Annotated in this window: 20 protein-coding genes and 1 riboswitch; of the genes, 2 read left to right on the top strand and 18 right to left on the bottom strand. The window is 41.6% G+C overall.

All coding sequences use genetic code 11. The features are described 5' to 3' along the window. Positions 1-122: 122 nt before the first annotated feature. On the top strand, positions 123-923 hold the full coding sequence (locus NST25_RS14235) for a polysaccharide deacetylase family protein (RefSeq protein ID WP_340394261.1): 801 nt from the start codon (positions 123-125) through the stop codon (positions 921-923). Between the two features lie 74 nt (positions 924-997). Here the strand turns inward: NST25_RS14235 and NST25_RS14230 are convergent, their stop codons facing one another. The 16 genes from NST25_RS14230 to NST25_RS14155 all read right to left on the bottom strand — a co-directional run bounded on the left by NST25_RS14230 (position 998) and on the right by NST25_RS14155 (position 21,924). Next, positions 998-2,140 carry a copper amine oxidase N-terminal domain-containing protein gene (locus NST25_RS14230; protein ID WP_340394259.1) on the bottom strand — a complete coding sequence of 381 codons (1,143 nt, stop codon included), beginning with the start codon at positions 2,138-2,140 and terminating at the stop codon, positions 998-1,000. Positions 2,141-2,208: 68 nt separating this feature from the next. Next, the gene (locus tag NST25_RS14225) at positions 2,209-3,369 is read right to left on the bottom strand and encodes a DHHA1 domain-containing protein (RefSeq protein WP_340394257.1); all 1,161 of its coding nucleotides are present in this window, start codon (positions 3,367-3,369) and stop codon (positions 2,209-2,211) included. A gap of 129 nt (positions 3,370-3,498) precedes the next feature. Beyond that, entirely contained in the window at positions 3,499-3,726 is a 228-nt protein-coding gene (locus NST25_RS14220) for a hypothetical protein (protein WP_036678084.1), read from the bottom strand. Between the two features lie 89 nt (positions 3,727-3,815). Further along, the gene (locus NST25_RS14215; protein WP_340394256.1) at positions 3,816-5,441 is read right to left on the bottom strand and encodes a DUF4179 domain-containing protein; all 1,626 of its coding nucleotides are present in this window, start codon (positions 5,439-5,441) and stop codon (positions 3,816-3,818) included. Continuing rightward, a complete protein-coding gene (locus NST25_RS14210; protein ID WP_340394255.1) occupies positions 5,419-6,009 on the bottom strand; it encodes a sigma-70 family RNA polymerase sigma factor in 591 nt (196 codons plus the stop codon). The genes NST25_RS14215 and NST25_RS14210 overlap by 23 nt, the downstream gene beginning before the upstream one ends. Positions 6,010-6,177: 168 nt before the next feature. Next, a complete protein-coding gene (locus NST25_RS14205; RefSeq protein WP_340394253.1) occupies positions 6,178-7,467 on the bottom strand; it encodes an amidase in 1,290 nt (429 codons plus the stop codon). Positions 7,468-7,562: 95 nt separating this feature from the next. Continuing rightward, complete coding sequence (locus NST25_RS14200) at positions 7,563-9,125, bottom strand: ABC-F family ATP-binding cassette domain-containing protein (RefSeq protein WP_340394251.1); 1,563 nt, start codon at positions 9,123-9,125, stop codon at positions 7,563-7,565. Positions 9,126-9,571: 446 nt separating this feature from the next. Beyond that, entirely contained in the window at positions 9,572-10,882 is a 1,311-nt protein-coding gene (locus tag NST25_RS14195) for a voltage-gated chloride channel family protein (protein WP_076280394.1), read from the bottom strand. Between the two features lie 67 nt (positions 10,883-10,949). Then, positions 10,950-11,012: riboswitch (Fluoride riboswitch) on the bottom strand. Between the two features lie 7 nt (positions 11,013-11,019). After that, positions 11,020-11,742 (bottom strand): YebC/PmpR family DNA-binding transcriptional regulator, encoded by a 723-nt coding sequence (locus NST25_RS14190; protein ID WP_036678376.1) that lies wholly within the window; start codon positions 11,740-11,742, stop codon positions 11,020-11,022. Positions 11,743-11,906: 164 nt separating this feature from the next. Continuing rightward, entirely contained in the window at positions 11,907-13,034 is a 1,128-nt protein-coding gene (locus NST25_RS14185) for a 5-methyltetrahydropteroyltriglutamate--homocysteine S-methyltransferase (protein WP_076146088.1), read from the bottom strand. Positions 13,035-13,173: 139 nt separating this feature from the next. After that, complete coding sequence (locus NST25_RS14180) at positions 13,174-14,289, bottom strand: 5-methyltetrahydropteroyltriglutamate--homocysteine S-methyltransferase (protein ID WP_076125848.1); 1,116 nt, start codon at positions 14,287-14,289, stop codon at positions 13,174-13,176. A 16-nt stretch (positions 14,290-14,305) separates the two neighbouring features. After that, positions 14,306-15,238 (bottom strand): LysR family transcriptional regulator, encoded by a 933-nt coding sequence (locus NST25_RS14175; protein ID WP_076105621.1) that lies wholly within the window; start codon positions 15,236-15,238, stop codon positions 14,306-14,308. A 120-nt stretch (positions 15,239-15,358) separates the two neighbouring features. Continuing rightward, a complete protein-coding gene (locus NST25_RS14170; RefSeq protein WP_076125850.1) occupies positions 15,359-16,486 on the bottom strand; it encodes a phosphodiester glycosidase family protein in 1,128 nt (375 codons plus the stop codon). Between the two features lie 175 nt (positions 16,487-16,661). Next, the gene (locus NST25_RS14165) at positions 16,662-18,188 is read right to left on the bottom strand and encodes a TPM domain-containing protein (protein WP_339190939.1); all 1,527 of its coding nucleotides are present in this window, start codon (positions 18,186-18,188) and stop codon (positions 16,662-16,664) included. A gap of 1,668 nt (positions 18,189-19,856) precedes the next feature. Continuing rightward, complete coding sequence (gene cysK, locus NST25_RS14160; protein ID WP_340394249.1) at positions 19,857-20,789, bottom strand: cysteine synthase A; 933 nt, start codon at positions 20,787-20,789, stop codon at positions 19,857-19,859. A 112-nt stretch (positions 20,790-20,901) separates the two neighbouring features. Beyond that, on the bottom strand, positions 20,902-21,924 hold the full coding sequence (locus tag NST25_RS14155) for a LacI family DNA-binding transcriptional regulator (protein ID WP_076129369.1): 1,023 nt from the start codon (positions 21,922-21,924) through the stop codon (positions 20,902-20,904). A 315-nt stretch (positions 21,925-22,239) separates the two neighbouring features. On the opposite strand from NST25_RS14155, the gene NST25_RS14150 reads away from it, so the two are divergent. Next, complete coding sequence (locus NST25_RS14150; RefSeq protein WP_076129368.1) at positions 22,240-23,292, top strand: 2,3-butanediol dehydrogenase; 1,053 nt, start codon at positions 22,240-22,242, stop codon at positions 23,290-23,292. A 687-nt stretch (positions 23,293-23,979) separates the two neighbouring features. On the opposite strand, the gene NST25_RS14145 is transcribed toward NST25_RS14150, so the two are convergent. Together NST25_RS14145 and NST25_RS14140 are read right to left on the bottom strand one after the other, a co-directional pair. Next, a complete protein-coding gene (locus tag NST25_RS14145; protein ID WP_340394248.1) occupies positions 23,980-24,576 on the bottom strand; it encodes a GNAT family N-acetyltransferase in 597 nt (198 codons plus the stop codon). Continuing rightward, the gene (locus NST25_RS14140) at positions 24,573-25,253 is read right to left on the bottom strand and encodes an HAD family hydrolase (protein ID WP_076185867.1); all 681 of its coding nucleotides are present in this window, start codon (positions 25,251-25,253) and stop codon (positions 24,573-24,575) included. The genes NST25_RS14145 and NST25_RS14140 overlap by 4 nt, the downstream gene beginning before the upstream one ends. Positions 25,254-25,345: the final 92 nt, after the last annotated feature.

Below are 25,345 nucleotides of genomic sequence, written 5' to 3'. Positions count from 1 at the left end.
TTAAGTGTATATTTTTCACTGAAAACTCTTTCATTTTTAAACGTGGAATCTGATTATAACGTTAATTGCTTATAATTGGAAGAAGTAATTTCGAGCTTACCAAATTATAGGAGTGTGAATTCATGAAACTTCAATTCAACTTATTCCCAGGCGGATTATCTAAGGCGCTCACTATGAGCTATGATGACGGCCAGAAACACGATATCCGCTTGGCTGGTATTTTTGATCAATATGGAATCAAAGGGACCTTCCATTTAAATAGTGCAATGATCAATGCACCTGGGTTCTTATCGCCCGCTGATGTTAAGCATTCGCTCAGGAATCATGAAGTGTCCGCCCATTCCGTTACTCACCCACATCTAGAGCGTCTTCCTTTACCGATGGTAATTGAAGAGCTGTTCGAAGACCGTAAACGATTGGAAAAGCTGGTGGATTATCCAGTGCGAGGCATGTCCTACCCCTACGGTACATACTCTCAGGAGATAATTGCACCACTTCAGTCCGTTGGAATTGAATACAGCCGCACTGTTCACTCTACTAAACAATTTGATATGCCTCTTAATTTCATGGAATGGCATCCAACCTGCCACCATATTGAAGATCTGCATCAGGTTTGGGAGCGATTCACAATGGAAGGACCCTCCCAGAAACTAAGACTCTGTTATGTTTGGGGCCATAGCTATGAGTTCGCACAGCAGAACAATTGGGAGCTAATCGAAACTTTTTGCCAACAAGCAGGTGGACATTCAGATATTTGGTACGCTACTAATATTGAGATTTATGATTATGTCGCTGCCCTGTATTCACTGAAATTAAGTGCCGACAAAACGATTATCCGCAACAATTCTGCCATAGATGTTTGGGTATCTATAAATGATCAACCCGTTCAGATTAAGGGTGGAAGTATGATGACAACGAAATAATCATAAATACATAAAAAAGAGCGATGTTCAACATCGCTCCTTTTTTGTACTAATTATATTGATGTGATTCCGAATTATTTCGCTAGAAGTGTATATGTCACTGTTTTTGCTTTTTCCTCAAGGATTGGCGTATAGGTGAATGTCAGCACATTCCCCTTACGGCTTTTCATCCCTAACATTCTGCTCAGAATGTATTGATCTCTGCCATCATTTACTTTATCCCATTCTTTACGATCCTCACTAGTAATCAGTTGTTCACTGAGATTGACGATTTCTCCTGTACTGCTGTAGACAATATATAATTGTGTTGTATCTAATAAGCGAACAAGTGCCACATCCTCCGCGGCGTACTCCACTATGAAATCACCGGTTGCCCCGGTTAATTTCTCCATCTCAAACAACTTGCCCAAACCTCCATCCTTAGTAATATACTGAACATTCTTCCCATCTGTCATATACACCTGAGTGGAAGGTACTTGAGGCGCATGTGGATAAGCAGAAATCATATAATGATAATCCATTTGCTTAATTATTGTACCTGCTTGAACTAATACCTGATAGCTGTTGCTGAAATCATTAAACATTGCATAGTGATTGTCCGTTAACTGGAGTAAGTCCGTGCCATTTCCAAGTTTTTTAATCTCAAATCCATGATTGTAAGCTGACTCCTTAAGGGGTAGTTGGCCAATAATTACTGGTTTCCCGGCTGCCGTAGCCCGGTAATATAAATTAGCGTTTTTTTGAGATATCCAATAGGATCTACCTTCTACAGAAGCAGCAACAAATCTAGGTTCATCTACGATTTGGATAACCCCATCCGTTTTATTAAGCGCGGTTTTACCCCCAAGTACACTGACTGCAGAGACCAATGGCAAGTACAACGAACCTTTTATGATACGAGGAGATTTTGTTAATGCCGTCGCTGCCCCGTTCACTTTTGACGTTGCAGTACCCGCGGTGAAGATGACTTCACGCTCTGGACGTACCAGCTTGGCCATTTTGGATTTTTGATCCCACGATAACGTATAACCCATAGCATCTGCAAGTGATTTCAAGGGTACAAAAGTTATATTCTCCGCGATCACTTGTTTACTGCTGATTCCAATTTCTTTATAGTTAAATTGAATTTGCTTGTCTGCTTGCGCAGATACCGCTCCATACCCAGTACTTAAAATCAAAACAGCAAAGATCCCTAGTGTTACCTTCCATTTATTCATATCTGTCCGTCTCCTTCGACATTATAATCATATGTAATTAGACGGAAGATAATGGAAAAAGTTTCTTCTCACCCTCTAGCAAACTCATAAAATGCCAAAGCATCCTCCCAAGTTGGGAATCCTGCTTGCGCCAGTTTATCGCTGCCCCCGCCTTTACCATTATAGCTGCCTAGATGAGCTTTGAAAAAAGCTCCACAGGAAATCTCCGTGCTCCCATTCTGCGCAAACACAACCTTATTCTCCGCAGAAGTAGCTAATAATACAGGAAGATCACATTTCGAAGTCAGCTTATTTGCTAAGCTCTGTAGATCTTTTAGAGATTTACCCTCAAATACTTGTGCGATCATCTTTCCCGCTTGCTCATTTAAAAGCTCTTGCACAACATAGTCGTCATTTTTTTCTTTAAGCAGGTAAATTTCAGCTTGCAGCAGCTTTTGTTCATTTTCCCATTTTTCAATTCGATCAATAATCTCATCTTTGCCTGTGTTGAATTTGGAAGACAGTGTACCAAGGATTTGCTGACTAGTATTAAATTCCTCTAAAGCACGATATCCACATTTAAAATAAATCCGTGTGTTCCCTTTTATTTTCTCAGCTTTCAAAAGCTTAATTATCCCAATTTCACCTGTTGAGGACACATGTGTCCCCCCACAAGCGTTGTATTCAACATCTTTGATCTCAACAATCCGGATGTTCTCTGTCACTTTTGGCTGTTTAACCAATTTAAGCTGTGCAGCCTCTTCCCCTGTTACAAAATAACTGAGAATATTGTGATTTAAGTAAATCTGCCGATTAACTTCTCTCTCTATGGAGTACAGTTGATCAGCAGACAGTTCTGAAACTTCTATATCAATAGTGCAATAGTCCTCACCTAAATGAAAGCTTAAGGTCATAAAGTTATGTTTTTCTAGACAAACCGCTGAGAGCAAATGCTGGCCACTATGCTGCTGCATATGGTCAAATCTTCTATTCCAATCGATCTGACAAGTTACCGATTCCTCATTAGGTAAACGTTCCAGCTTATGCAGTACAAGCTCTTCCTCACTGATTACATCAAGCACAGGGATTCCCTGAATAGCTCCAAGATCACAGGGTTGTCCACCACCATGCGGATAAAAAGCCGTCTCCTCTAAAAGAACATAAAGCCCATCTTCTCGTTCTATGGTTTCAGTCACACGGGTTTGCCAATCAGTCTGGTATGTAGAATTGTAGTATAGTTTGTTGGTCATAAATGGTTTCCTCTCTTTTTTACGTTATCGACATATTAAGTTTATAGTATCATAACGGATAGTTTGAATCTTATTATTTCAAAAAAACCAGCTCCACGCAAAAACTGCGTAGAACTGGTATTAAGGTAATTAACAAGAACAAGTAGCATCTTTTAAATTTCTAATGGCAATTGCATTTAGTCGAAGCGCCTCTACTATTGAGTCTCTTACTGCTAACAATTCAAATCTTTCACGACTGCCAATAGGCAACCTGCAAAGAATGGCTTCAATTCTTTTAAGACTTTCTTTCAGAATCACTCTTTGCTTACGCAATGCGTTCAAAGCTCTTTGAATTTTTCTCTTCTCTGCAGCAGTCATAAACTACCACCTCTTTTCGATTGTGATAGTATATGAGATGCTTATTCCCCCTTATTTGCTTGTACAATCCGGAAACCAAATAACTATATTTACTCTTTTTTGCTAGCTTCCATGATAGGAACGGACCAGTCTACATTAGTATACATTCGATTGTTTATCGTGCGTACTAATTGAAGCTGCTCGGGAATTTGTGTAAGGCCTTCGGCACGGAATTGGAAATATTTCTTTTGATTATTTGACTGAGACTCGATAAATTCAATATAACCATCTTTCCATCCTACCCCTTTAGTAGTAAAAGCTCCTTGTTCAGTGAGTTTGTACTCCTTGCCATCTAGTGTCTTAAATATCCATTCACTATTTAAAAACTCATTTCTCAATCTTCCTCTAAAATGTAATACACCTTCCTTCGCTGATACATTGTTATCGGGAGATGACTCCACTGTAAAATCATTTAACATCAGTTCATCCCCGTCAAATGCAAAGGGAATCGGCTGTTCTTTCAACTTGGCAGGCTCAAATTGCACACTAGAACCATCCTTCTCTGGGATGAAATATCCATCCAATACGAAAGTATAAGGCGTATCCTGAGGTAAATATTTAAACGTATAGCTCCAGTGCATAAGTCCCTTTGTTGCCCCGGGAAGGTTAGAGTAGGACATCACGCTATTCTTATTAGGAAACTTTCTAGCATTAACACTGTGAATCTCTTCGCCTGCTGTATCCTCAAAATGGAATTTCAATCCCTGTTGCTTCCATAGTTCGCCAGGAGAACGGGTCAATGCCTCTTCACTCAATTGCGTATCAAACTCAAAACGAACACCTTGCACCATATGAGTTAATTTTTTCAAGGTCACAGTTAAACCGTCCGGGGAGGTGTAGATACCCGTTAGTGGCATGGAGGTTGTTTGTTTATTCGCTTCTGTCATATCCATAGAAAAATTGAAATTCCAATCGCCTTTAAGAGTAGGGATGTTCTTGCGTTCACTTCCCAATTCAGTAATATGACCTTCGACCGTAATTCGATCAGTTTGCAGAGGTTCAGTGAAATTAGCGATCAAATAGTAAAAGTCACTGGTAAATCCTATATCGTATAACTCCCCAACAACCTTCCCTTGATCATCCTTAATCGCAATACTGTTCCCATCATTAAGGGCCAACCGCTTTTTATCATGCTTTCCATCTGGTCCAAACAACTGTAACGCAACAATTACCCGTGTAGGATCTGCCACTGCTTCATCTATTTTGATTGTGTAGCCCTTATCCTTCACCTTAATATTAGGATGCTCTACCAACCCAAATTCTTGTGCTCGTAGAAGGCCAATGTCCATGTTGTTTTTTACAAAAAGAGAACGTAAAGTCTCTGCCAGTGTAGGAACGGAATATAAGATCACGGCACTTAGCACAACCAGTAACAACGCCGCACCCATAAATAATCTCAGCAACTTATTGCGCTTCGGATGCTTCCGATTCCTTTGTGTTGGAGTAAATTCCTCAAGCTCTACTTGTTCCAAAGAAGCCATTACTTGAGCAGTAAATGAATCTGGTAAGCGCTCTTCATACATAGCCTGCGACCATTCAGCTTGTTCCTCAAGCTCTGCTTCGTAGATCATATTACAATGCGTACAAGTTGCCATATGTTCAGTTACGGCTTGATCTCGTAAGATAGATTTGCTTAAAATATATTCTTCGATCTCATAGGAATTTAAGCACCTCATTGGTCTTCACCTCCTGGAGTGTAATTAGCTGCTTCAAACGCTGTTTAGCCCGGTATAAATCATTTTGAATCTTGCTTAATGGAACATCTAGAACCATACACATTTCTTCATAGCTTAAATCATTGGTATAACGAAGCAGTAAAGCCGTACGATAATTAGACGGGAGCTTCTGCATCAGGTGAAGCAGCTCTGTGCGATGCTCCGATCGCATTAATTCTTCTTCTGGATTATCCGAAAGAGAATGTTCGGCATTGTCGTCCGGCAAACTCGCTGTCGGTCGGTCTTTTTTCCACAAATCCTTCAGTAAATTAGTCGCGATAGCGTATAGCCACGCCGCAAAATTCTTATCCAAATCATGTGAGGCCAGCTTGCGGTAAGCTTTAATAAACGTCTCCTGCGTTATGTCTTGTGCATCTTGATGATTGGCTCCCATTCCTCGCAAAAGCCCATAAATTTTATTCTTATATCGATTTACAAGATACGAATAGTCTTCTTTATGTCCATCGAGAACATTTTGGATCCATAGCCTCTCATCCTCTTTTTCAACTTTCGGTACATGTCCCTTCACCTTGAAGCCTCCTTGAAGCACGATACTATATAGACGATCCCTATTAAAAAAACTCTCACTTTATACAAAAAAAGTAGATCTTCAAATAAAACGAAGACCTACTGTGTAATCTACCGATTACGTTTTAGAACAAAATACAACAATTGATCCATTTCTAAAGCCATAGAATCACTGAAGCGCTAAAGAAACCACTTTACTCCAATAAATTAACTCTTCATCCCTACCATATGCCCCGATACATTGAAATCCTAATGGCATGTTATTTATAGAGGCAGCTGGAATACTCACCGCAGGCGCTCCAGCATATGACCAAATGGCCGTCATTCCGGTCCATCCGGTTCGTGTACCCCACAGCGGAGCTGTTCCTGCCTGAGCTGGCGAAACCCACAAATCAATCCCCTGTGACTTCTGCACATCTAATAGATCATTTCTGAGCTTGATTTGTCCGCTACGATATCCTTCCAGTTCTTCCTCAGTGATGGTTCGTCCAGATAAAATAGCCTGCCGTACGGTATCCTCATAAAGATCTTTATAAATATCAAATAGTGAATGATGGACTTGCGCCATTTCTCCGTGAACAAACCGCACCAAGGCATCTCCGTAGATAAAGCTATCTTCCCACGGCATCGCAACTGTTTTTATGCTGAACCCTGCTTCCTCAAGCTTCTTAAGCTGCTTCTGAAAGGTTATCTTGGTGTCATCCTCCAATAATGTCATGTATACACCTTCGGGTATCCCTAGCACAGGTTTACGAGCTTCTTTAAAAGGTCTCCATTCCGTTACAAGCTCAGCGGCGAGAAAGTCCATACCCTCCATATCCTGAGTGAAAAATCCAAACGTATCAAAAGATGGCGACATCAATCGGACACCATCTATAGGGATACGCGCATAACTAGGTTTAAAGCCGACCACTCCGCAAAATGAAGCAGGTGCCATAACAGAACGCAAGGTTTGTGTACCTATCGCAAATGGACAGATACCCGCGGCAACCGCAGCAGCAGAGCCTGCACTAGAGCCGCCAGGCGTATGATCCAGCTGATGAGGATTACGGGTCGTGATAGGTCCGGCATAAGCAAATTCCTCCGTCACTGTTTTGCCGGTGAACCAAACCCCTTTTTGCCGAAGCTTTTGAATAAAACTGCCCTCAGACTTCGTCAAAGCTTGTGGGGGAAGGTTCGACCCTGCACAGGTAGGCAACCCGTCTAAGTGAATTAAATCTTTGATTCCAACAGGTATTCCATATAGCGATGGTTTAGGAAATTCCGAATACTTCTCTCTTACCCTAGCCACTTCATTTTTTATTCTATCTGCTCGGTTCTCCTCTGGCACAAAAGCACGCACGTGTGGTTCTACTTTATTGTAAAGATCTAAATACTGCGTAAGATATCTATCCATGGTCACATCTGAGGTCTTATTGCCCTGAGCAAACTGAGCTAACGAAGATTTATTAATGTACATGTCTGATTGGAGCCCTCCTTAATATTCACTTAAACCAGGAAGCCATTTAAAGATGATTGTATTAATTTGGAACAGCTTCATGTTACTAGGTAACCTTATCTATGGCTATACTTTAGTTCTCTATTTCTATTTTCATCCACAATATTGATTACACGATCCACCCACCCTTGATAAAATTGCTCCTCATGAGAAACCAGAATCACTGTACCTTTAAATTGGATTAAAGCATTCTGTAAAGCATCTTTTGTTTCGGCATCTAAGTGATTAGTGGGCTCATCTAAGATTAAGAAATTGCATGCTGTAAGCAATAAAAGACACAGCTTAACTTTGGATTGTTCGCCACCGCTGAGTGTACGGATAGGCTGTGTAACGTGACTATCTTTTACAACACATAATGCTAGATGACGACGTATTTCCTTAATAGTCAATTTTGGATAAAACGATGAGACGATTTCAATAGGTGTCATGTTATCGTTTTCCCAAATTAAATCTTGCTCGTAGTAACCAATAGAGACTTGTTCCGCAAAGCGGAATGCCCCGTCAACACTGGGGATTTGACCAACTAATGTTTTCAGCAATGTTGATTTTCCGATGCCGTTAAAGCCTGCTATGACTATCTTTTGTCCTCCTCGAATGGAAAATGTTAATTTTGGCAGCAGCGGCTTATCGTAACCAACCACAAGATGGTCTACTCTAAGCGCAACTTGTGCAGTAACAGGAAGCTCTTGAAAACGGATAGATGCTTTAGTGACAAACGTCGGTGCAGCGATTCTCTCCATACGATCCAGCTGCTTCTGACGGCCACGGGCAATTCTAGAATTAACACCAGCACCATTTTTCCGGATATATTGCTCAGTGGCTTCAATTTTTTTCTGCTGTGCATGGTACTGCCGGATATGGCTTTCTCGAAAATGCTCCTTCTGTCTCAAAAAATCAGCATATTGGCCATGATATTTTTTAATCGTTTCCCCTTCAATATCGCAAATGCTTGTTGATATTTTATCGAGAAAAGTGTAGTTATGAGAGACCACAATGAAGGCTTGATCGAACGCTATCAGATATTCAGCAAGCCAGTTAATATGCGTGGTGTCGAGATAATTGGTGGGCTCGTCGAGCAATAACACATCAGGTTGTTCAAGCAACAGCTTTGCCAATATAACTTTGGTTCGCTGCCCCCCACTAAGCTGATCAATAGGACGGTCCATCCCCATTGCAGTTAATCCTAGCCCCGTAACCACTTTACTGATATTGCTCTCGATAGAATAATAGTCGAGCGCCTCAAGTCGTTCCTGAAGGTCTGCTGCCTGCAAAAGCACACCATTGCCAGAAACAGCACATTCCGCATAAAGTGCATTCATCTTTTCTTCCATTTCGTATATTTCAGTGAACGCTCTCCTTAAATAACTTTGAACGGTACTTGACCCATCAATGACCGCGTATTGATCAAGATGACCTATTTTGATATTGGGCTGCCATTTAATCGTTCCACCATCAGGAATCACCTCGCCCGTCAGAATACCAATCAATGTGCTTTTCCCTGTTCCATTCTGACCCACTACACCTACATGCTCCCCTTTGTAGACTTCCAAAGAAACCTGTTTATACAGCACTTTATCTCCAAAAGCATGTGATACATTAGAAACCTCAAGTAAACTCATTTGCTTTCCTCTTTTCTATAATTGTTTTTAAGCACAAAAAAAAGCAGAAGACACCGCGCCCTTGGGCGCAAGCCTTCTGCTTATTAGTGCACGAATAGACGGCACAAATAGATAATTGTCAGTTTGGAAACTGAACATTATAAACACAAAAGGCTGTAGACGAAAATTGTCTACAGCCTCTTAATCATTAACATCGGAAGATGGCGTAATCAAATAAGCATGAAAAATCACACTAAAATGACCTAGCTATCTTTCGATGATATAAAAAGCGATTCGCTTTTTGATTAAGCTCCGGACAACGTTTCATCGTTTGTATCCGATTGTTCGGAGCAGCTTCTGGTATATAATTTTTCAGTTTCCACATGAATCATGTTGAACCATCCCTTCGTTTGGCTACATTTTAAATCGTGTAACCGCACTTGTCAACCACCATCCGAGAGGTGCTGTTATTTTTTGCGGGCGCGTTTGACCGTACCGATCCTAGTCCCTTGAGGAATAGTAATGAACTGGCTCTTCGATACACCAATAAGCTGTGAAGTATAAATACTACTATGTCCGGAGAATAAATAACTCACCACACAAGCGATAAACATGTATATGGCTCCTTCCGAACCAAACAGCTCGATCCCCATTAAGAAGCAAGCGATAGGCGTGCTAGTAGCTCCACAGAAGACAGCAATAAAACCGAGGGCAGCTAAAAAGGGTCCATACACATGTAATATTCCAGCCAAGACATTTCCTAGTGTGGCACCAATCGTAAATAACGGAGTAACCTCACCACCCTGAAATCCTGTTCCTAAGGTAAAGGCGGTAAAGATCAGCTTCCATAAAAAAGCGAACGGCGAGACATCTCCCTCAAAAGAATCCTTGATTAATGGAATTCCGAGGCCTAAGTAATCACGAGACCCTACAAGGAATACTAAGGCAATGATAATTAATCCACCTACGGCACCTTTTATCATTGGATTGCTTATCCTGGCGGTGAAGATTCTTTTTAGAAAATGAGTCAGTTCACTGAAAAGCATACTCACGAGACCAAAAATTACAGAGGCCAATACCACTTTTAGAATAATCATTAAACTTAAAGCTGGAAATTCATTCACTACATAGTGTGTATGATGAACACCCCACAATCGAGTGGTGACCAGATCACCAACAAAGCTAGCCACAAAACATGGAAGTAATGCCTGTTGGCTAATAAGTCCAATGGTTACTACCTCTAGACCAAATAAGGTTCCAGCCAGCGGTGTTCCGAAAATAGAACCAAAGCCTGCACTGATCCCGCACATTAACAGTATCTTACGATCCAGAGGACTGATTTTAATCAGCTTTCCGAACCATTCCGCAAGGCTTCCGCCCATTTGAACAGCTGTCCCTTCACGCCCAGCGGATCCACCAAACAAGTGGGTTACTAATGTTCCGAACAACACCAATGGAGCCATTCGCAAAGGTATAGTCTCTTGGCCGTCCTGAATTTGTTCTATAATAAGGTTATTTCCTTTAGCGCTGTTTTTTCCGTAACGCATATATAGGAAACTAACAAATACTCCCCCAAGAGGCAACAAATAAAGTAGCCCTGGATGCTCTAAACGTACATCTGTTACGTAATCCAAGCTTTTTAGAAAAAAAGCAGAGGCGGTGCCGGATAAAATACCAACTACACTGCCGAGCACAATCCATTTGATAAATGTACTCCAAAGAGCAAAATAACTTCGCTTCTTAGTGATTTCAAACCATCGGGTAGACCATGGATTCATCTCGACTGCTCCTAAGGACAAAATAAATTAGTCTCAACAATAAAACAGACCCCTACCAGGGAAGCTCACACTGGTAGAAGTCATTAGTCTCAGAGAGACAGTTATGGCGAACTCCATCGCCCTTTATAAAACTTAAATTATTCTTCTTCTGAATCTACGTTATGATACACTTGTTGAACATCTTCCAGGTCTTCCAAAGCATCAATCAATTTCTCGAATTGAGCTTGAGCATCTTCTGGGAGTGCCACATAGTTTTGTGGAAGCATGTTTAACTCAGCAACAGTAAATTCAGTGATGCCTGCATTCTTGAATACTTCTTGCACTGCATTGAACTGATCAGGCTCTGCATAAACAATAACTGCATCATCCTCTTCCAGCACATCGCGTACATCAAGTTCTGCATCAAACATCATTTCAATTACTTCATCAGCAGTTTTACCTTCCACACCTATAACGGCCGTAGAGTCAAACATGTAAGCTACTGATCCGCTGACACCCATATTTCCGCCATTCTTACTGAAGGTTGAACGGATCAATGGAGCTGTCCGATTAACGTTATTTGTGAGCGCATCAACGATGATCATTGAACCGCTAGGTCCAAATCCTTCATAACGAAGCTCTTCATAATTTTCTTCAGCGCTACCTTTAGCCTTATCAAGCGCACGGTCAATGATCGCTTTTGGTACATTGTAAGTTTTTGCACGTTCTAATACAACTTTCAGGGCCCGGTTCGCTTCTGGATCGGGTTCACCCTTCTTTGCTGCTACATAAATCTCAACACCAAACTTTGCATAAACACGACTAGTGTTTGCGTCTTTGGAAGCTTTCTTTTCTTTAATATTATTCCACTTACGACCCATATTGTTCCCGCTCTCTTTCAACATGAATTAAAAACAATTGTTACTTATTATACCCTTCTTCGATAGCTCTAGTAAAGTGCAGTAGTAGGTTAATCCTCTAAGCTGTCACAATACAGATAGAAAAAGCCCCTGATTCGATCAGGAGCCTGCTAATTTTTTATAGATTACTGCCAAATTTCATCTGCAATCTCTTTAATAAACTGCAGTTTATCCCATTGCTGTTGATCTGTCAGATGGTTTCCTTCTTCCGTAGAGGCAAAACCACATTGTGGGCTCAGGCACAACTGATTGATATCCACATATTGCGAAGCTTCTTTAATCCGTCCAATGATTTCTTCTTTATTCTCAAGCTCACCTGACTTCGAACTGAACAAACCTAAAACCACTTGCTGATCTTTAATAAATCTAAGGGGTGCAAAGTCTCCGGCCCGATCCGTATCGAACTCCAGATAGAAACCATCTACATCCACCGTTCCAAATAACACTTCTGCGATAGGCTCGTATCCGCCGGATGCTGCCCAAGTGGACGCGTAGTTCCCACGGCATACATGCATCGTGATAACCATATCTGCTGGATGATCTTTAATCGCTTCGTTATTTACAAATGCGTATAGCTTAGCGATTTCGTTAACATCTACACCCTCTTTTTGACGGGCTTCCCAATATCCTTTATCACAGAGCATACCCCATGTGCAGTCGTCCAATTGCAGATTACGGCAACCTGCCTCATAGAAATCACGAATAACTTCACGATAAGCTGCAGCAATATCAGCCACAAGTTCATCCTGCTTGTCGTAAACAGCTACAGTAGTCTTTTGATTGCGCTGAAGTTCAGCAAGGAACTGCGCTGGCGAAGGAATCGTTTGGCGCGCTACTACATCATTTCCCGCTACGCTAACCAATTGTCTGTAGTCAGCGATCATTGGATGGTTAGTCCCACGGATTTTACCGGATAATTCTGCAGTTTCCGCTCTGGTCTCTACACCATTAAACAGGTAGCCCACTGGGCTGACTTTCTTTGTTACCCCTTCAAGGCCCCACATAAAATCTAAATGCCACCAGGAGCGGCGGAACTCTCCATCCGTTACACCTTTTAATCCAACCGCTTTTTGTTTTTTCACAACTCTGGCAATCTCTGTATCTTCTACCTTGCGCAATTCATCAGCGGAGATTTCATTATTTTGATATTGGACACGAGCTCTCTTAATCGTTTCCGGACGTAAGAAGCTGCCAACGATATCTACTCTGAATGGCACTTCAGTTCTTTGTTTTCCTTTTTGGATGGTACTCATAGGGGTTCGGCCTCCTTCATTGTCTGTGCTTTTCTGTTGAATTCACTATAGCACTGTACAATCAGGACAGGGTAACTCCTAAAAACTATGGCCTACCATAAGCTTACGCTATAGCAGGCCACCAAATTAGCTTATTTAATTATAACCAGACCTCTCGGGCGGTTTCGATCACAAGGCGTATTTTATCCCACTGCTCTTCTTCAGTTAGAATATTTCCTTCCTCCGTAGAAGCAAATCCACACTGAGGGCTAAGGCACAGCTTTTCAATATCTACATATTGTGCGGCTTCTTCGATTCTTGCCTTAAGCTGCTCTTTACTCTCCAGACCCCCATGTTTGGTCGTTACTAATCCCAACACTACAAATTGGTCTTTAATAAATCGTAAGGGCTCGAAATCGCCAGCTCGTTCATTATCATATTCCAAGAAAAAGGCATCAACTTTGGTATTGGAAAAAAGCACCTCGGCAACAGGCTCATAACCGCCAGCAGCGAACCAAGTGGAGCGAAAATTACCTCGGCAAACGTGCAGCGCGATGGTCATATCATGCGGACGATTCGCAATACTCTCATTGATCAGCCTAACGTAATCCTTTGCTAACTGATCGGGATCTGTACCTCTACTGCGTAAATGGGCGCGATGTCGGCCACTGCTCAGCGTTCCCCAAGTTGTGTCGTCTAACTGAAGATAACGGCAGCCTGCATCGTAAAAGGCTTGAATCGCAGTTTGGTAAACCGCGATGATATCTTGAAATAGAGTTTCCTTATCAGGGTAAACTTCATTTCCATTAAACTCCTCCACAAAGTGAAATAGGGCAGGTGATGGAATCGTCATTTTGGGTATCCGGTCTCCCGCCATTTCCTTGAGCTTTATAAATTGCTGTAGCATGGGATGATCTTCAAAGGCAATCCGGTCAACAATTCGGAATGATTCTGCACGCTGAACCGTTTCGGCTCTTCCATTCCCTTGGTTTAAGTTAATCTTTTCAGTTCCTTTAATTCCGACAAAGAAATCAAGATGCCACCAGGAACGGCGAAACTCACCATCTGTTACTGCTAATAATCCTACTTCCTTTTCTAATTCCAGTAGTTTAGCAATCTCAATATTCTCTATTTCATAAAGCTCACTACCTGTAATTTCACCATTCTCATATTGGAGGCGGGCTGCTTTAATCTCTTCCGTACGCAAGAAGCTGCCGACGATATCATAGCGAAAGGGTGGAGCATTTCTCTGGGTGCCAGTTACGGGTCTAATCATACCGATCCTCCTACAGCTATAGTAAAAAATGATTAAGATCAAAATAACTTCCGGAAACCAAGTCATTTAAGATTTCTATATACTTGGATGCCATCACACTAGGTCTACGATCTTTATGCGCAATCCAACCAACCGTGAATACTTCATTACTCTCAAATGGAATCGTCTTCAGTCCATTACCGTTCAGATCGGATGCCATGATTCCTGTACCCACTGTATAACCGTCCGTGCCCATTAATAAATTGGTCAAGGTTGCCCGGTCATTCACTTTAATATTCTTCTCAATCTGAGAAAAACTTAACATTTCCTCCGAGAAGTGAAGTGAATTGTTCTCACCCTGTTCAAAAGTAATATACGGAAAAGGTAAGATATCGTCCTGCGAGATCCTTTCCTTCTGGGCAAGCGGATGTCCAGTTCTAACATAAAGATGTGGGTCAGTATTAAAGAGTGGCGTGAATTTCAGATTACCGTCACTGAACAGCTTATTCATATGCTTATAGTTGCTCTCGTTAATATAAAGAATCCCCAAATCGCTACGGAGAGTACGCACATCTTCGATGATGTCGTAGGTTTGCGTCTCTCTCAAGCTGAAGTTGTACTCTGAGACATCACTTTGCTTCATGAGACTCACAAAAGCATCTACCACAAAAGCATAATGCTGAGTCGAAATGGAAAAATAGATTGGGCTACGCTTTTTCCCAGTATAACGATTCTCCATAAGCTCTGTTTGTTCAATGATTTGACGGGCATATCCGAGAAATTCCATTCCTTCTACAGAAATGCTGATTCCACGGTTCGTCCTTTCAAAGATGGTAATCCCAAGTTCATTTTCAAGCTCTTTAATAGCGTTGGACAGGCTCGGTTGAGAAACAAAGAGTTTCTTTGCCGCCTCATTCATGGAGCCACTATTTGCAATTTCGATAGCGTAGCGGAGCTGCTGCAACGTCACTCCTATTCCCCCTGTTCCAGACCTATTCGTACTACATTCTGTTTCATACTAGCTGATATCGTAGCATAAATACACATCTCATTCCAAGATAATCCTTATTATGTGCCCAATAACGCGTACTTATTGTGTTCTCTTTTTCCCAGCATCAATCTTGGCAGGATCTAGTCCTTTCCAGATATTTGGCATATCAACCTGTTCTGGATGCTCAAAAACTAAAAAAGCTGTAGGCAAATACCGCTCACCATATTGGGATGAGGGTTTATTCATAATCTCATTATCTTTTACTAGTACCGTAGAAGATCCACCATCCAGATTAGCCGCTATCACAGCTCCATGCTTAAGCAAAATTTGCTGCACATCATAGAGATTCGCTCCAATACTATAAGTAGGCTGTCGTCCGTCAATTACCACAAAAATAATAGCGCCATCTGCCCGCTGACCCATTGCTGTTCTAGGTGCAATCCCCCAACCTTCTGCTGCATTCTTAATCAATCCTTTGCCATTGACGATTAGCCGCGGGCTAAAAGTAACTGCCTCCTGAACCCCCATTTTACTAATCTCATCTAGCGTATAATTCCCGGCAACCATTTTTCCTTGTTTATCAAGACCAACAATCTGTGTAGATTTTTTACCGCCAAGACCGTTGTAATATAACTTACCTTGTGAGACTACAATTCCTATGGGTTTAAACCCGTTACCTTTCCAGTTCGGATCAGCGAACCCACCACCGTTAACTCCAGCGATAGCGCCTGTACGCTTCACCATACTGGTTACTTTTTCACCTGAACCAATCTTATTAGGTATTCCTAGTCGGACTTTGGTTGGATCATTAACAATCATTACATATCCGGTATAGCCACTGCCTGAGACATTCTCAATCTCGACAAGCGGCTTCTCTACCACCTCAGGTTCGGGAGCGATCGTATGTGTATCTATTTCGTCCCCCATCTCTTCAAAGCGGGCGGTATATTCGGTTACCCGGTCCTTCAGTTGATCTTCACCTATAATATATTTAGCCATATAGCGATGTTGTGTTGTAATTAACGTATCTGCGATTGTATAACGTAAGTTCTGAGCCGAGGGTGCAAAATAAAGCCATCCACCAGCAGCGATCATTAAGAATAAGCAGAATAAAAAAACTTTGGATAAGGTGCGAAAAAAACTCCGTTTCTTCCGCTTTTTTATTGGTTTCTTTACAGGTTTCTTATTGCGTGCATTGGAACGTTGAGGTAATGATGAAGTGCTCACTTCTGAGTATTCCTCCCTAAATATTACTAATTTGATAATATGTACAACTCGTCCTTATCATAGACGATGATTTTCGTTAAAAGTTTCTGTTTGAGTAATAGTCAGCATTCAAAAACAAAAAAACGAGCAGGTTTCCAATATCTTGGCTACCTGCTCATCTAAAGCTAAACAAAATCTAATGTCTTCCTACTCCACCGCCGCTGCTAGCGCTACCGCCGCCGCCTGATGAGCCACCACCGCCGGAATAACCGCCACCACCTGATGAGCCTCTATCATCATCTGAGTAGCTGCGGCTGGATGAGCTTGAAGAATGTCTTCCTGCTCCTCCACCACTGCTGGAACCTCCACCACCATGGTTCTCGTTGCTTGAGGAATACCGTCCTGCACCGCCACCGTTAGTAGAGCCTCCGCCACCACTGTTTCCCCAGAAACTTGATTGCGAATTGTTTGTATTCCTATGGTGGTGATGATAATAACGTCTGTGCCAGCGTCTGCCATAACCGTAATCCGCTTGACCATGCCAAGGACCATAACGGCGTATATTCCTTTGGCTATATGGATTAAATGGCAAACCATACATTTCTATATATCTATTGCGTCGTGAAGCAGTAAATCCAAATAAGATAAGCGAACCAAAAATCGCTGAGAAAATTAGAAAAGCCTTGCTTTTACTAACCGCCTCACCTCCACTTGTAGCTGTAGTAGAGGAAGAACCAGAGTTCGTTGTAGTTCCAGGATTAACATTGTTTCCGTTGTTTCCAGTAACTCCTTGCGGATGATCCGCTCTCGCTAACAAGAAACTGTAGAACGAATTAACTGTCGTTGTAGCTCCCGTACCGTAATCTTTTTTCACAAATTGGGGTTCAAGCACGGTATTTAAAATATTACTAATAGCCTCATTGGTTAAAACCTTGTCGATATCCTTGCCTTGTAGAACATGATAGTTGTCTCCGCCTATGTCCAATACCAGCATAACATCCTTAGGACCCGCACCTACCGAAGCAAACTTCATATAAGTATAGTCCTGCAATGTTTTATCTCCAGCATTTTTTACGGTGACCACATAAATTCCACTTCCGGTTGTTGTTTTATATCTGTTGCTGGAATCGTTCAGATAGTCTTTAGTTACTTTTTTGAGCACACCCGCATTATCGGATACGTAATTTTTGGTGCCAACATTTTCTGCCCAAGTGCCGCCCATAGCTTGAATAAAAGCTCCATACGTCTTCCTAGCACCATTACTGTATGTTTTAGCTGCGAAATCCGGCTCAAGATATTGTGAAAGAATCTCTTTAATCTTACTGTTAGGCAATGATTCCTCTATACCTTTACCTTGTACCGCCCAATAATCATCATCTTTTATAGAAAGGAGCAGCAGCAGACCGTTATTTTTATCCGCAGCTCCCACACCCCAGCTATTGAAAAGCGATTTTGCATACTCTTCCATCGAAACCCCTTCAGTAGAATCGACAGTTACAAGCACAACTTGAGCTCCAGTAGCCTGATGTAATCGAATACCGTAGTTCACCATGTAATTCTCTGCTTTCTCGTCAATCACATTCGCAAAATCATTCACATAAAATGACCCTGTATGCTTAGGTACAGCAGTTTTGGCTAAACTTACGGCCGGCAAAAGCAATACACTTAACAATAAGGCAGCAAGTGTGGTATGTAACAGTATTTTTAGAGTTCTCGTGTTCATATGTACCTCCTGATCTATCATTATCTCTCTTATTTATCGGTTACGCGCGGTTAGCGGAATAGTTCCATTTTATTCTAAACTGGAAATTACACAACAGGAAAAAACGCTTAGAGTTTGTGAGGCGGGTGATTTGAGGCGTGCAAGTCGCTTTAGGGGCAATCATCGTGTTGTGTTGATGGATCACACTCAAGATCATTGGAGATTTGGAATTCCCTACTGAGATAACATACTTTTCGCCGATTCATCGGACTCAGGAGACGTTATTCTGTTTATTTGAGCGTTTGCGGCAGACTATCGGACTCAGTTGCAGCTATTTACTCAAAACCACACTGTTTATCCACAAATGTTGGCCAATAAGTGCTATACAGTCCGATAACGCAGCAAAATGAGATTAAATGGCGAAATAGCTGCAATACGGTCCGTAACACACTGAACTCTCTTAGCTACTTGAGATAATGGGAGTTTTGGATCCTTCTTAAACTTCTTAGTTACTTGAGGTACATTGGAGTTTTGGAATCCCCTGCTTGATAACACACTTTTCGCCGATTCATCGGACTCAGGAGACGTTATTCTGTTGATTTGAGCGTTTGCGGCAGGCTATCGGACTCAGTTGCAGCTATTTGCTCAAAACCACACCACTTATCCGCAAATATTGGCCTATAAGTGCTATGCAGTCCGATACCTCGGCAAAATGAGCTGAAATGCTGAAATAGCTGCAATACGGTCCTTAACACACTGAACTCTCTTAGTTACTTGAAATAATGGGAGTTTTGGATCCTTCTTAAACTTCTTAGTTACTTGAGGTACATTGGAGTTTTGGAATCCCCTGCTTGATAACACACTTTTCGCCGATTCATCGGACTCAGGAGACGTTATTCTGTTGATTTGAGCGTTTGCGGCAGGCTATCGGACTCAGTTGCAGCTATTTGCTCAAAACCACACCACTTATCCGCAAATATTGGCCTATAAGTGCTATGCAGTCCGATACCTCGGCAAAATGAGCTGAAATGCTGAAATAGCTGCAATACGGTCCTTAACACACTGAACTCTCTTAGTTACTTGAAATAATGGGAGTTTTGGATCCTTCTTAAACTTCTTAGTTACTTGAGGTACATTAGAGTTTTGGAATCCCCTGCTGGATAACACACTTTTCGCCGATTCATCGGACTCAGGAGACGTTATTCTGTTTATTTGAGCGTTTGCGGCAGGCTATCGAACTCAGTTGCAGCTATTTACTCAAAACCACACTGTTTATCCACAAATGTTGGCCAATAAGTGCTATACAGTCCGATAACGCACAAAATGAGATTAAATGGCGAAATAGCTGCAATACGGTCCGTAACACACTGAACTTCCTTAGCTACTGAGTAAAATGGGGTTTTGGAATCCCCCTTGAACTTCTTAGCTACTTGAAATAATGGGAGTTTTGGATCCCTCTTAAACTTCTTAGTTACTTGAGGTACATTGGAGATTTGGAATCCCCCTTGAACTTCTTAGCTACTTGAAATAATGGGAGTTTTGGATCCCTCTTAAACTTCTTAGTTACTTGAGATACCCGTTATCTGGAGATATACAGCCAATACTCCAACAACAAAAAGGCTCAGCCTATAGCTGAACCTTTTGCTTGCTTTTTAAAGCCAATTCCTTGGATCTAGCGCTCATGTTCCGTTAAAAATCAAACAGCGTAGTGGTTAAGTAACGTTCACCGGTATCCGGCAGAATCACCACGATGGTCTTGTCCTTATTCTCAGGACGCTTAGCGATTTGTGTAGCTGCGTAAACAGCTGCTCCGGAGGAGATACCCACCAGCAATCCTTCTGTTCGCGCAAGAGCACGTGATACGCTATAGGCATCATCATTTTTCACCTGAAAAATCTCATCCACCACTTCATTATCGTAATTCTCCGGAATAAAGTTTGCTCCAATGCCCTGAATCCCATGTCCCTTAGGACGGCCTCCTGATAAAACAGGGGAATCAAACGGCTCGATGGCAACAATTTGGACTGCGGGGTTCTTTTCTTTCAACGCTTTCCCAACACCCGAGATAGTGCCTCCAGAACCAACACCCGCTATGAAAATATCAACATCTCCATCGGTATCCCGCCAAATTTCCTCAGCTGTAGTCGTTCTGTGCATTTCCGGGTTCGCAGGATTGCTGAATTGTTGGGGAATAAATGAATTTGGAATTTCCGCAGCTAATTGTTCTGCCTTTCTTACAGCTCCGCTCATTCCTTCAGTTCCCGGTGTTAACACAAGCTCAGCACCTAATGCCAGCATTAATTTACGGCGTTCAATACTAAATGTATCTGGTAGGACGATGATCAGTGAATACCCTAAGCTAGCAGCTGCAAAAGCAAGTCCTATCCCAGTGTTTCCACTAGTAGGCTCAATAATGACAGAATCTTTATTAATGAGACCTCTCTCTTCCGCATCTTTGATCATTGCATATCCAATACGATCTTTAACACTACCTGCAGGATTAAAAGATTCCAGCTTGGCAAGAACCCTTGCTTCTACGTTTTGGGTTTTACTATACTTTGAAATCTCTAATAACGGTGTATTTCCGATCAGATCGGTTAAGCTCTTATAAATATTAGCCATAATGATCCGCACCTCATTTCTTAATTTCCAATCAAATTACTCTGTATTAAGTCTAGCAGGATTTAAAGGATTTACAACCTATTCATTCTTAGTAGTCGCAAACTTGAGGCCTTTAATTCGTACTACGTCTAACCGAAACACTTGACTCTCGCACGATTAATCGCGGATCAAGCTGCACCCTTTGATACTCCCCGGTAATATTATCCTGAATACGTTGCAAAAGAAGCTGTGTGGCTAATCGTGCCACTTCATTCCCCATGATCGAGACCGAACTAATCTGCGGACTTGTAATGGTTGTCCATGAGTTATTATCTACCCCAACCACCGCCACATCTTCTGGAACACGAACGCCTAATTCTTTAAAACGATTCACAATACCTATGGCCACCATGTCATTCACTGCATAAATAGCATCTGGCATATGCGTCAGGCTGTAGAAATAGTCAGCGGCTTGTAGTCCAGTTTGCAAGGAAAAGTCTTCGCCAAAATATACAAGCGAAATATCCACTTGATTTAAAGCTTGCTGATAAGCAAGATAACGATCTTCAATAAGATCTTTTTGTGCCCCTGCATATGCAATCCTAGTACGACCGATATTGATTAAATGCTCCATCACTAATTGTCCTTCAAAACGTGACAAACTAACGATGTCAGCTTTCACATTTTCTGTGATTCTTTTCCCGTAGTTAATGATAGAGACCGGAACACTCGATTTATTAATTAACTCTACCATGGTCTTTGGATAAGCAAGAGGCATGATAATGAGTCCATCTACATGTAATTTTTTGACCTCACGGATTGTTTCGAGCTCAGTCCGCGGGTTGCCAGAAGTATTAATCTGGATTACCCGATAGCTATGTTGTTTGGCGGCTTGCTCTACGGACCAGGCGATATCCGGAATAATTGCGTTGCGAATGTCAGGAACGGCCAGAGCAATCTGCTTCGTTTGGCGGATTTTGAGGCTTTGCGCAGAGGTATTTGGAGTGAAACCCATCTCCTCAATCACTTGCAGTACCAGCGCCTTGGTCTTGGAACTAATTCCCTCTGAATTATTAATGGCTCTTGAGACAGTAGCAATACCTACCCCCGCCCGTTTCGCTACATCCTCTATGGTTACTTTGTTTTTATTAGCCACTCTGATAGTCCCCTTATTTCCGGAATCGTTTTCGTATTTATCTCTATTCCACTCATCTAAAATCAAAATTCCAATGTATAGATTATAACATAATAGTACATAGAAGAATACTTATCTCAACGACTAATGTGAGCATAAAGGCTTGATATAACTCTGTTTTAGTGAAATTTTTCACTAATTTTCAATATTAATATTTTCATTATTTAAATTTGACAATATGGAAATTATGTGACATATTTGTTATCGGAAACGTTTCCTCTTTTCCAGAAATAAAACACTATTTATTATCAATTATTAATCTAGGAGATGAATGATATGCAAGCATTAAGATGGCATAACGTCAAAGATCTACGGTTAGAAACGATTGAAGAACCAGCAGCCCTTGAAGGAAAAGTGAAAATCAAAATCGAATGGTGCGGAATTTGTGGCAGCGATCTTCACGAATATGTAGCCGGCCCTATTTTCATTCCCCAAGGAACAGATCATCCCCTTACTGGTGAAAAAGCTCCAGTCGTAATGGGACATGAATTCTCTGGACAAATCGTAGAAGTAGGTCAAGGCGTTAGCAAGTTTAATGTTGGTGATCGCGTCGTCGTCGAGCCTGTTTTTGCATGTGGTGAATGTGTGGCTTGTCGACAAGGTAAATATAATCTTTGTGAAAAAATGGGCTTCCTAGGTTTGGCTGGTGGTGGCGGTGGATTCTCAGAATACGTCGCAGCAGACCAACATATGGTGCACAAAATTCCAGACAGCTTATCCTATGAACAAGGTGCTCTGGTGGAACCTTCTGCCGTTGCTCTACACGCTGTTCGTTCCAGTCAACTGAAGGTTGGAGATAAAGCTGTAGTATTCGGTGCTGGCCCAATCGGTTTGCTGGTCATTGAAGCTTTGAAAGCATCCGGCGCAGCTGAAATCTATGTGGTAGAACTTTCCGAGGAACGTAAGAGTAAAGCTGAGGAACTTGGTGGTATTGTAATCGATCCTAAACAATATGATGTGGTCGAAGAAATTCAAAAACGTACCGATGGTGGCGTAGATGTTGCGTTTGAAGTGACAGGTGTACCTCCCGTTCTAACCCAAGCCATTAATTCCACTAAATTGAGTGGACAAATCATGATCGTTAGTATTTTCGAAAAAGATGCTACGATTACTCCAAACAATATCGTACTTAAAGAACGCAACTTAACTGGTATCATTGGTTACCGTGATGTTTTCCCCGCTGTAATTAGCTTGATGGAACAAGGGTACTTCCCTGCTGAAAAACTTGTTACTAAGAGAATTAAACTGAATGAAGTGATTGATCACGGGTTTGAGGCTCTTTTGAAAGAAAAAAATCAAGTAAAAATCCTTGTAAGTCCTAAACAATAACCATAAGCAGCCTATTGGCTGAATCATAAAAGAAGGCGCTGCTCCAAGCAGCTCTTTCTAGAATTTGTAGCGGTCTCTGTTATTAAAAAACAACCAGGCAGCGATTCTCCGGGAATTGGAGTATCACTGCCTGGTGTTTTTGATCTGTGGGGGGTTTAAGCAAATTCATGGGCAAATCCTTATACGCTCTGGCTTAACTCGCTTAATCATCCGCTGATCCACCATAGTATATTCATCCTCACTAAGCAGGAGTTGCAAGTCTGATGCCTTGAAGAAATCCTTTCAGACAGAACGTAGCTTCCGGTGCATTCCCTCTTGTTATACTTCTAGCACCTAATTTAAAGGATTCGAATGAGATAATGGAGAGTGATATAGGGTAAATGTGAAATAACTGCATTCTGTACACTTATTCCGTATGCAAAAGTAACTATTCTTATTTTAATTGTATTCTGTACAATTAAAACCCTGAAAATCTACCTATAAGAAATTAAATGAGGAATATAGATGTACTAAATACAGTTATATCTATACCCCGACCAATTAAGGAATTATAGTTGTACAAAATACAATTAAACGCTCACTCTGCTTTAACAAATTGCTTCCGTCACCACTCTGATTCATCAATTATAGATGAAGTGTAGCTCCCTATGGAACGGCCCCTAGCCCGTTTGTTTGCTTCATCTATACTTATGCGTATTTATCATTTATCAGATAATGCAGATTCTCTTTTACAGCAGGCCATTCGGTATCCAATATGCTAAAGACCACATTATCATGAATCGATCCGTCAGACTTGATTCTATGCTTGCGCAGAACCCCTTCTTTAACCGCCCCTATTCGTTCTACTGCTCTTTGTGACCTCAAGTTGTTCGCGATCACTGTAAATTCTACGCGGATCAGCTTTAGTTCTTCAAAACAATAGTGTAGCAGCAGCGACTTGCCTTCTGTGTTCACACTAGTTCTCCAATAGTCTGGTGAGATCCAGGTACATCCAATTTCAGCGTTACGATGAACCAAATCCGGATGCATAATACGAGTGGTTCCGATAATTCGCTCCGTTGCTTTATCAATGATAGTAAAGGTAATTTGTGAACCGTTCTTTTGATTCGCTAAAGCTGTTGAGATTAATCCTTGCACCTGCTCGTCCGACGTTATTTTTCGCCAGGTAAATTCCCAGATGTCTGGATTTCTTAACACTCTCGCCAATCCTTCTGCATGACTTTCATCTATTGGAACCAGCTTAATCGATTTCCCGTCAAGTATTACAGTATTCATAACACTCATTTGGTGCACCGTTCTCTCAATGAAATATGCTGAATGATATCTGCAATTTCTTCCACACGAAAGGCGATATGGTCTGCTCCGGCTTGTTCAAGCTCCTCCTTGGGACCATAACCAAAAGTCACTCCAATAGATTCGACACCACAGCCAATAGCACCGATGATATCATGCTTACGATCTCCTATCATTACAGCTTCCTCTGGATGTATGTCATTCTCATCAAGCACGTACTGAATAACCTCTTGCTTCTTAGAACGGGTACCGTCCAGATTACTTCCTCCGATATGTTTGAAATAATGATCGAGCTTATAATGCTCAAGAATCTGTGCTGCAAAAACAGTCGGTTTGGAGGTTGCTACATACAATGAGTATCCATTCGTCTTAAGTCCCTCCAGCAATTGGGGTATACCTTCAATCACCATATTCTCAAATAATCCCGTGGCACTGTAACGCTCCCGGTAAAAAGCAACCGCTTGAAGCGCTTGTTCCTCAGTGAAATGGTGCAGCTCGATAAATGAATCATATAACGGAGGACCTATGTAAGGAAGAAGCTCATCCAAATGCTCGATCTGTATATCAAATTTGTTCAAAGCGTATTCTACGCTTTTGGTGATGCCTTCTTTGGGGTCTGTTAAAGTACCATCTAAATCAAATAAAATGTTTTGTAATCCTCTTCCCACGGTTGTCTTGCTCCCCTCGACTGTTATTATTGCATATATTTATCATACCTTCGTTTCTACATACTTTCCACATACTTCTCGAATACGATAAG

The sequence above is a fragment of the Paenibacillus sp. FSL E2-0190 genome, assembly GCF_037992965.1.
Taxonomy (GTDB): Bacteria; Bacillota; Bacilli; order Paenibacillales; family Paenibacillaceae; genus Paenibacillus_AQ; species Paenibacillus_AQ odorifer.
Note: the sequence above shows the minus strand (reverse complement) of the source record. Positions and strands in the feature narration are given on the sequence as shown.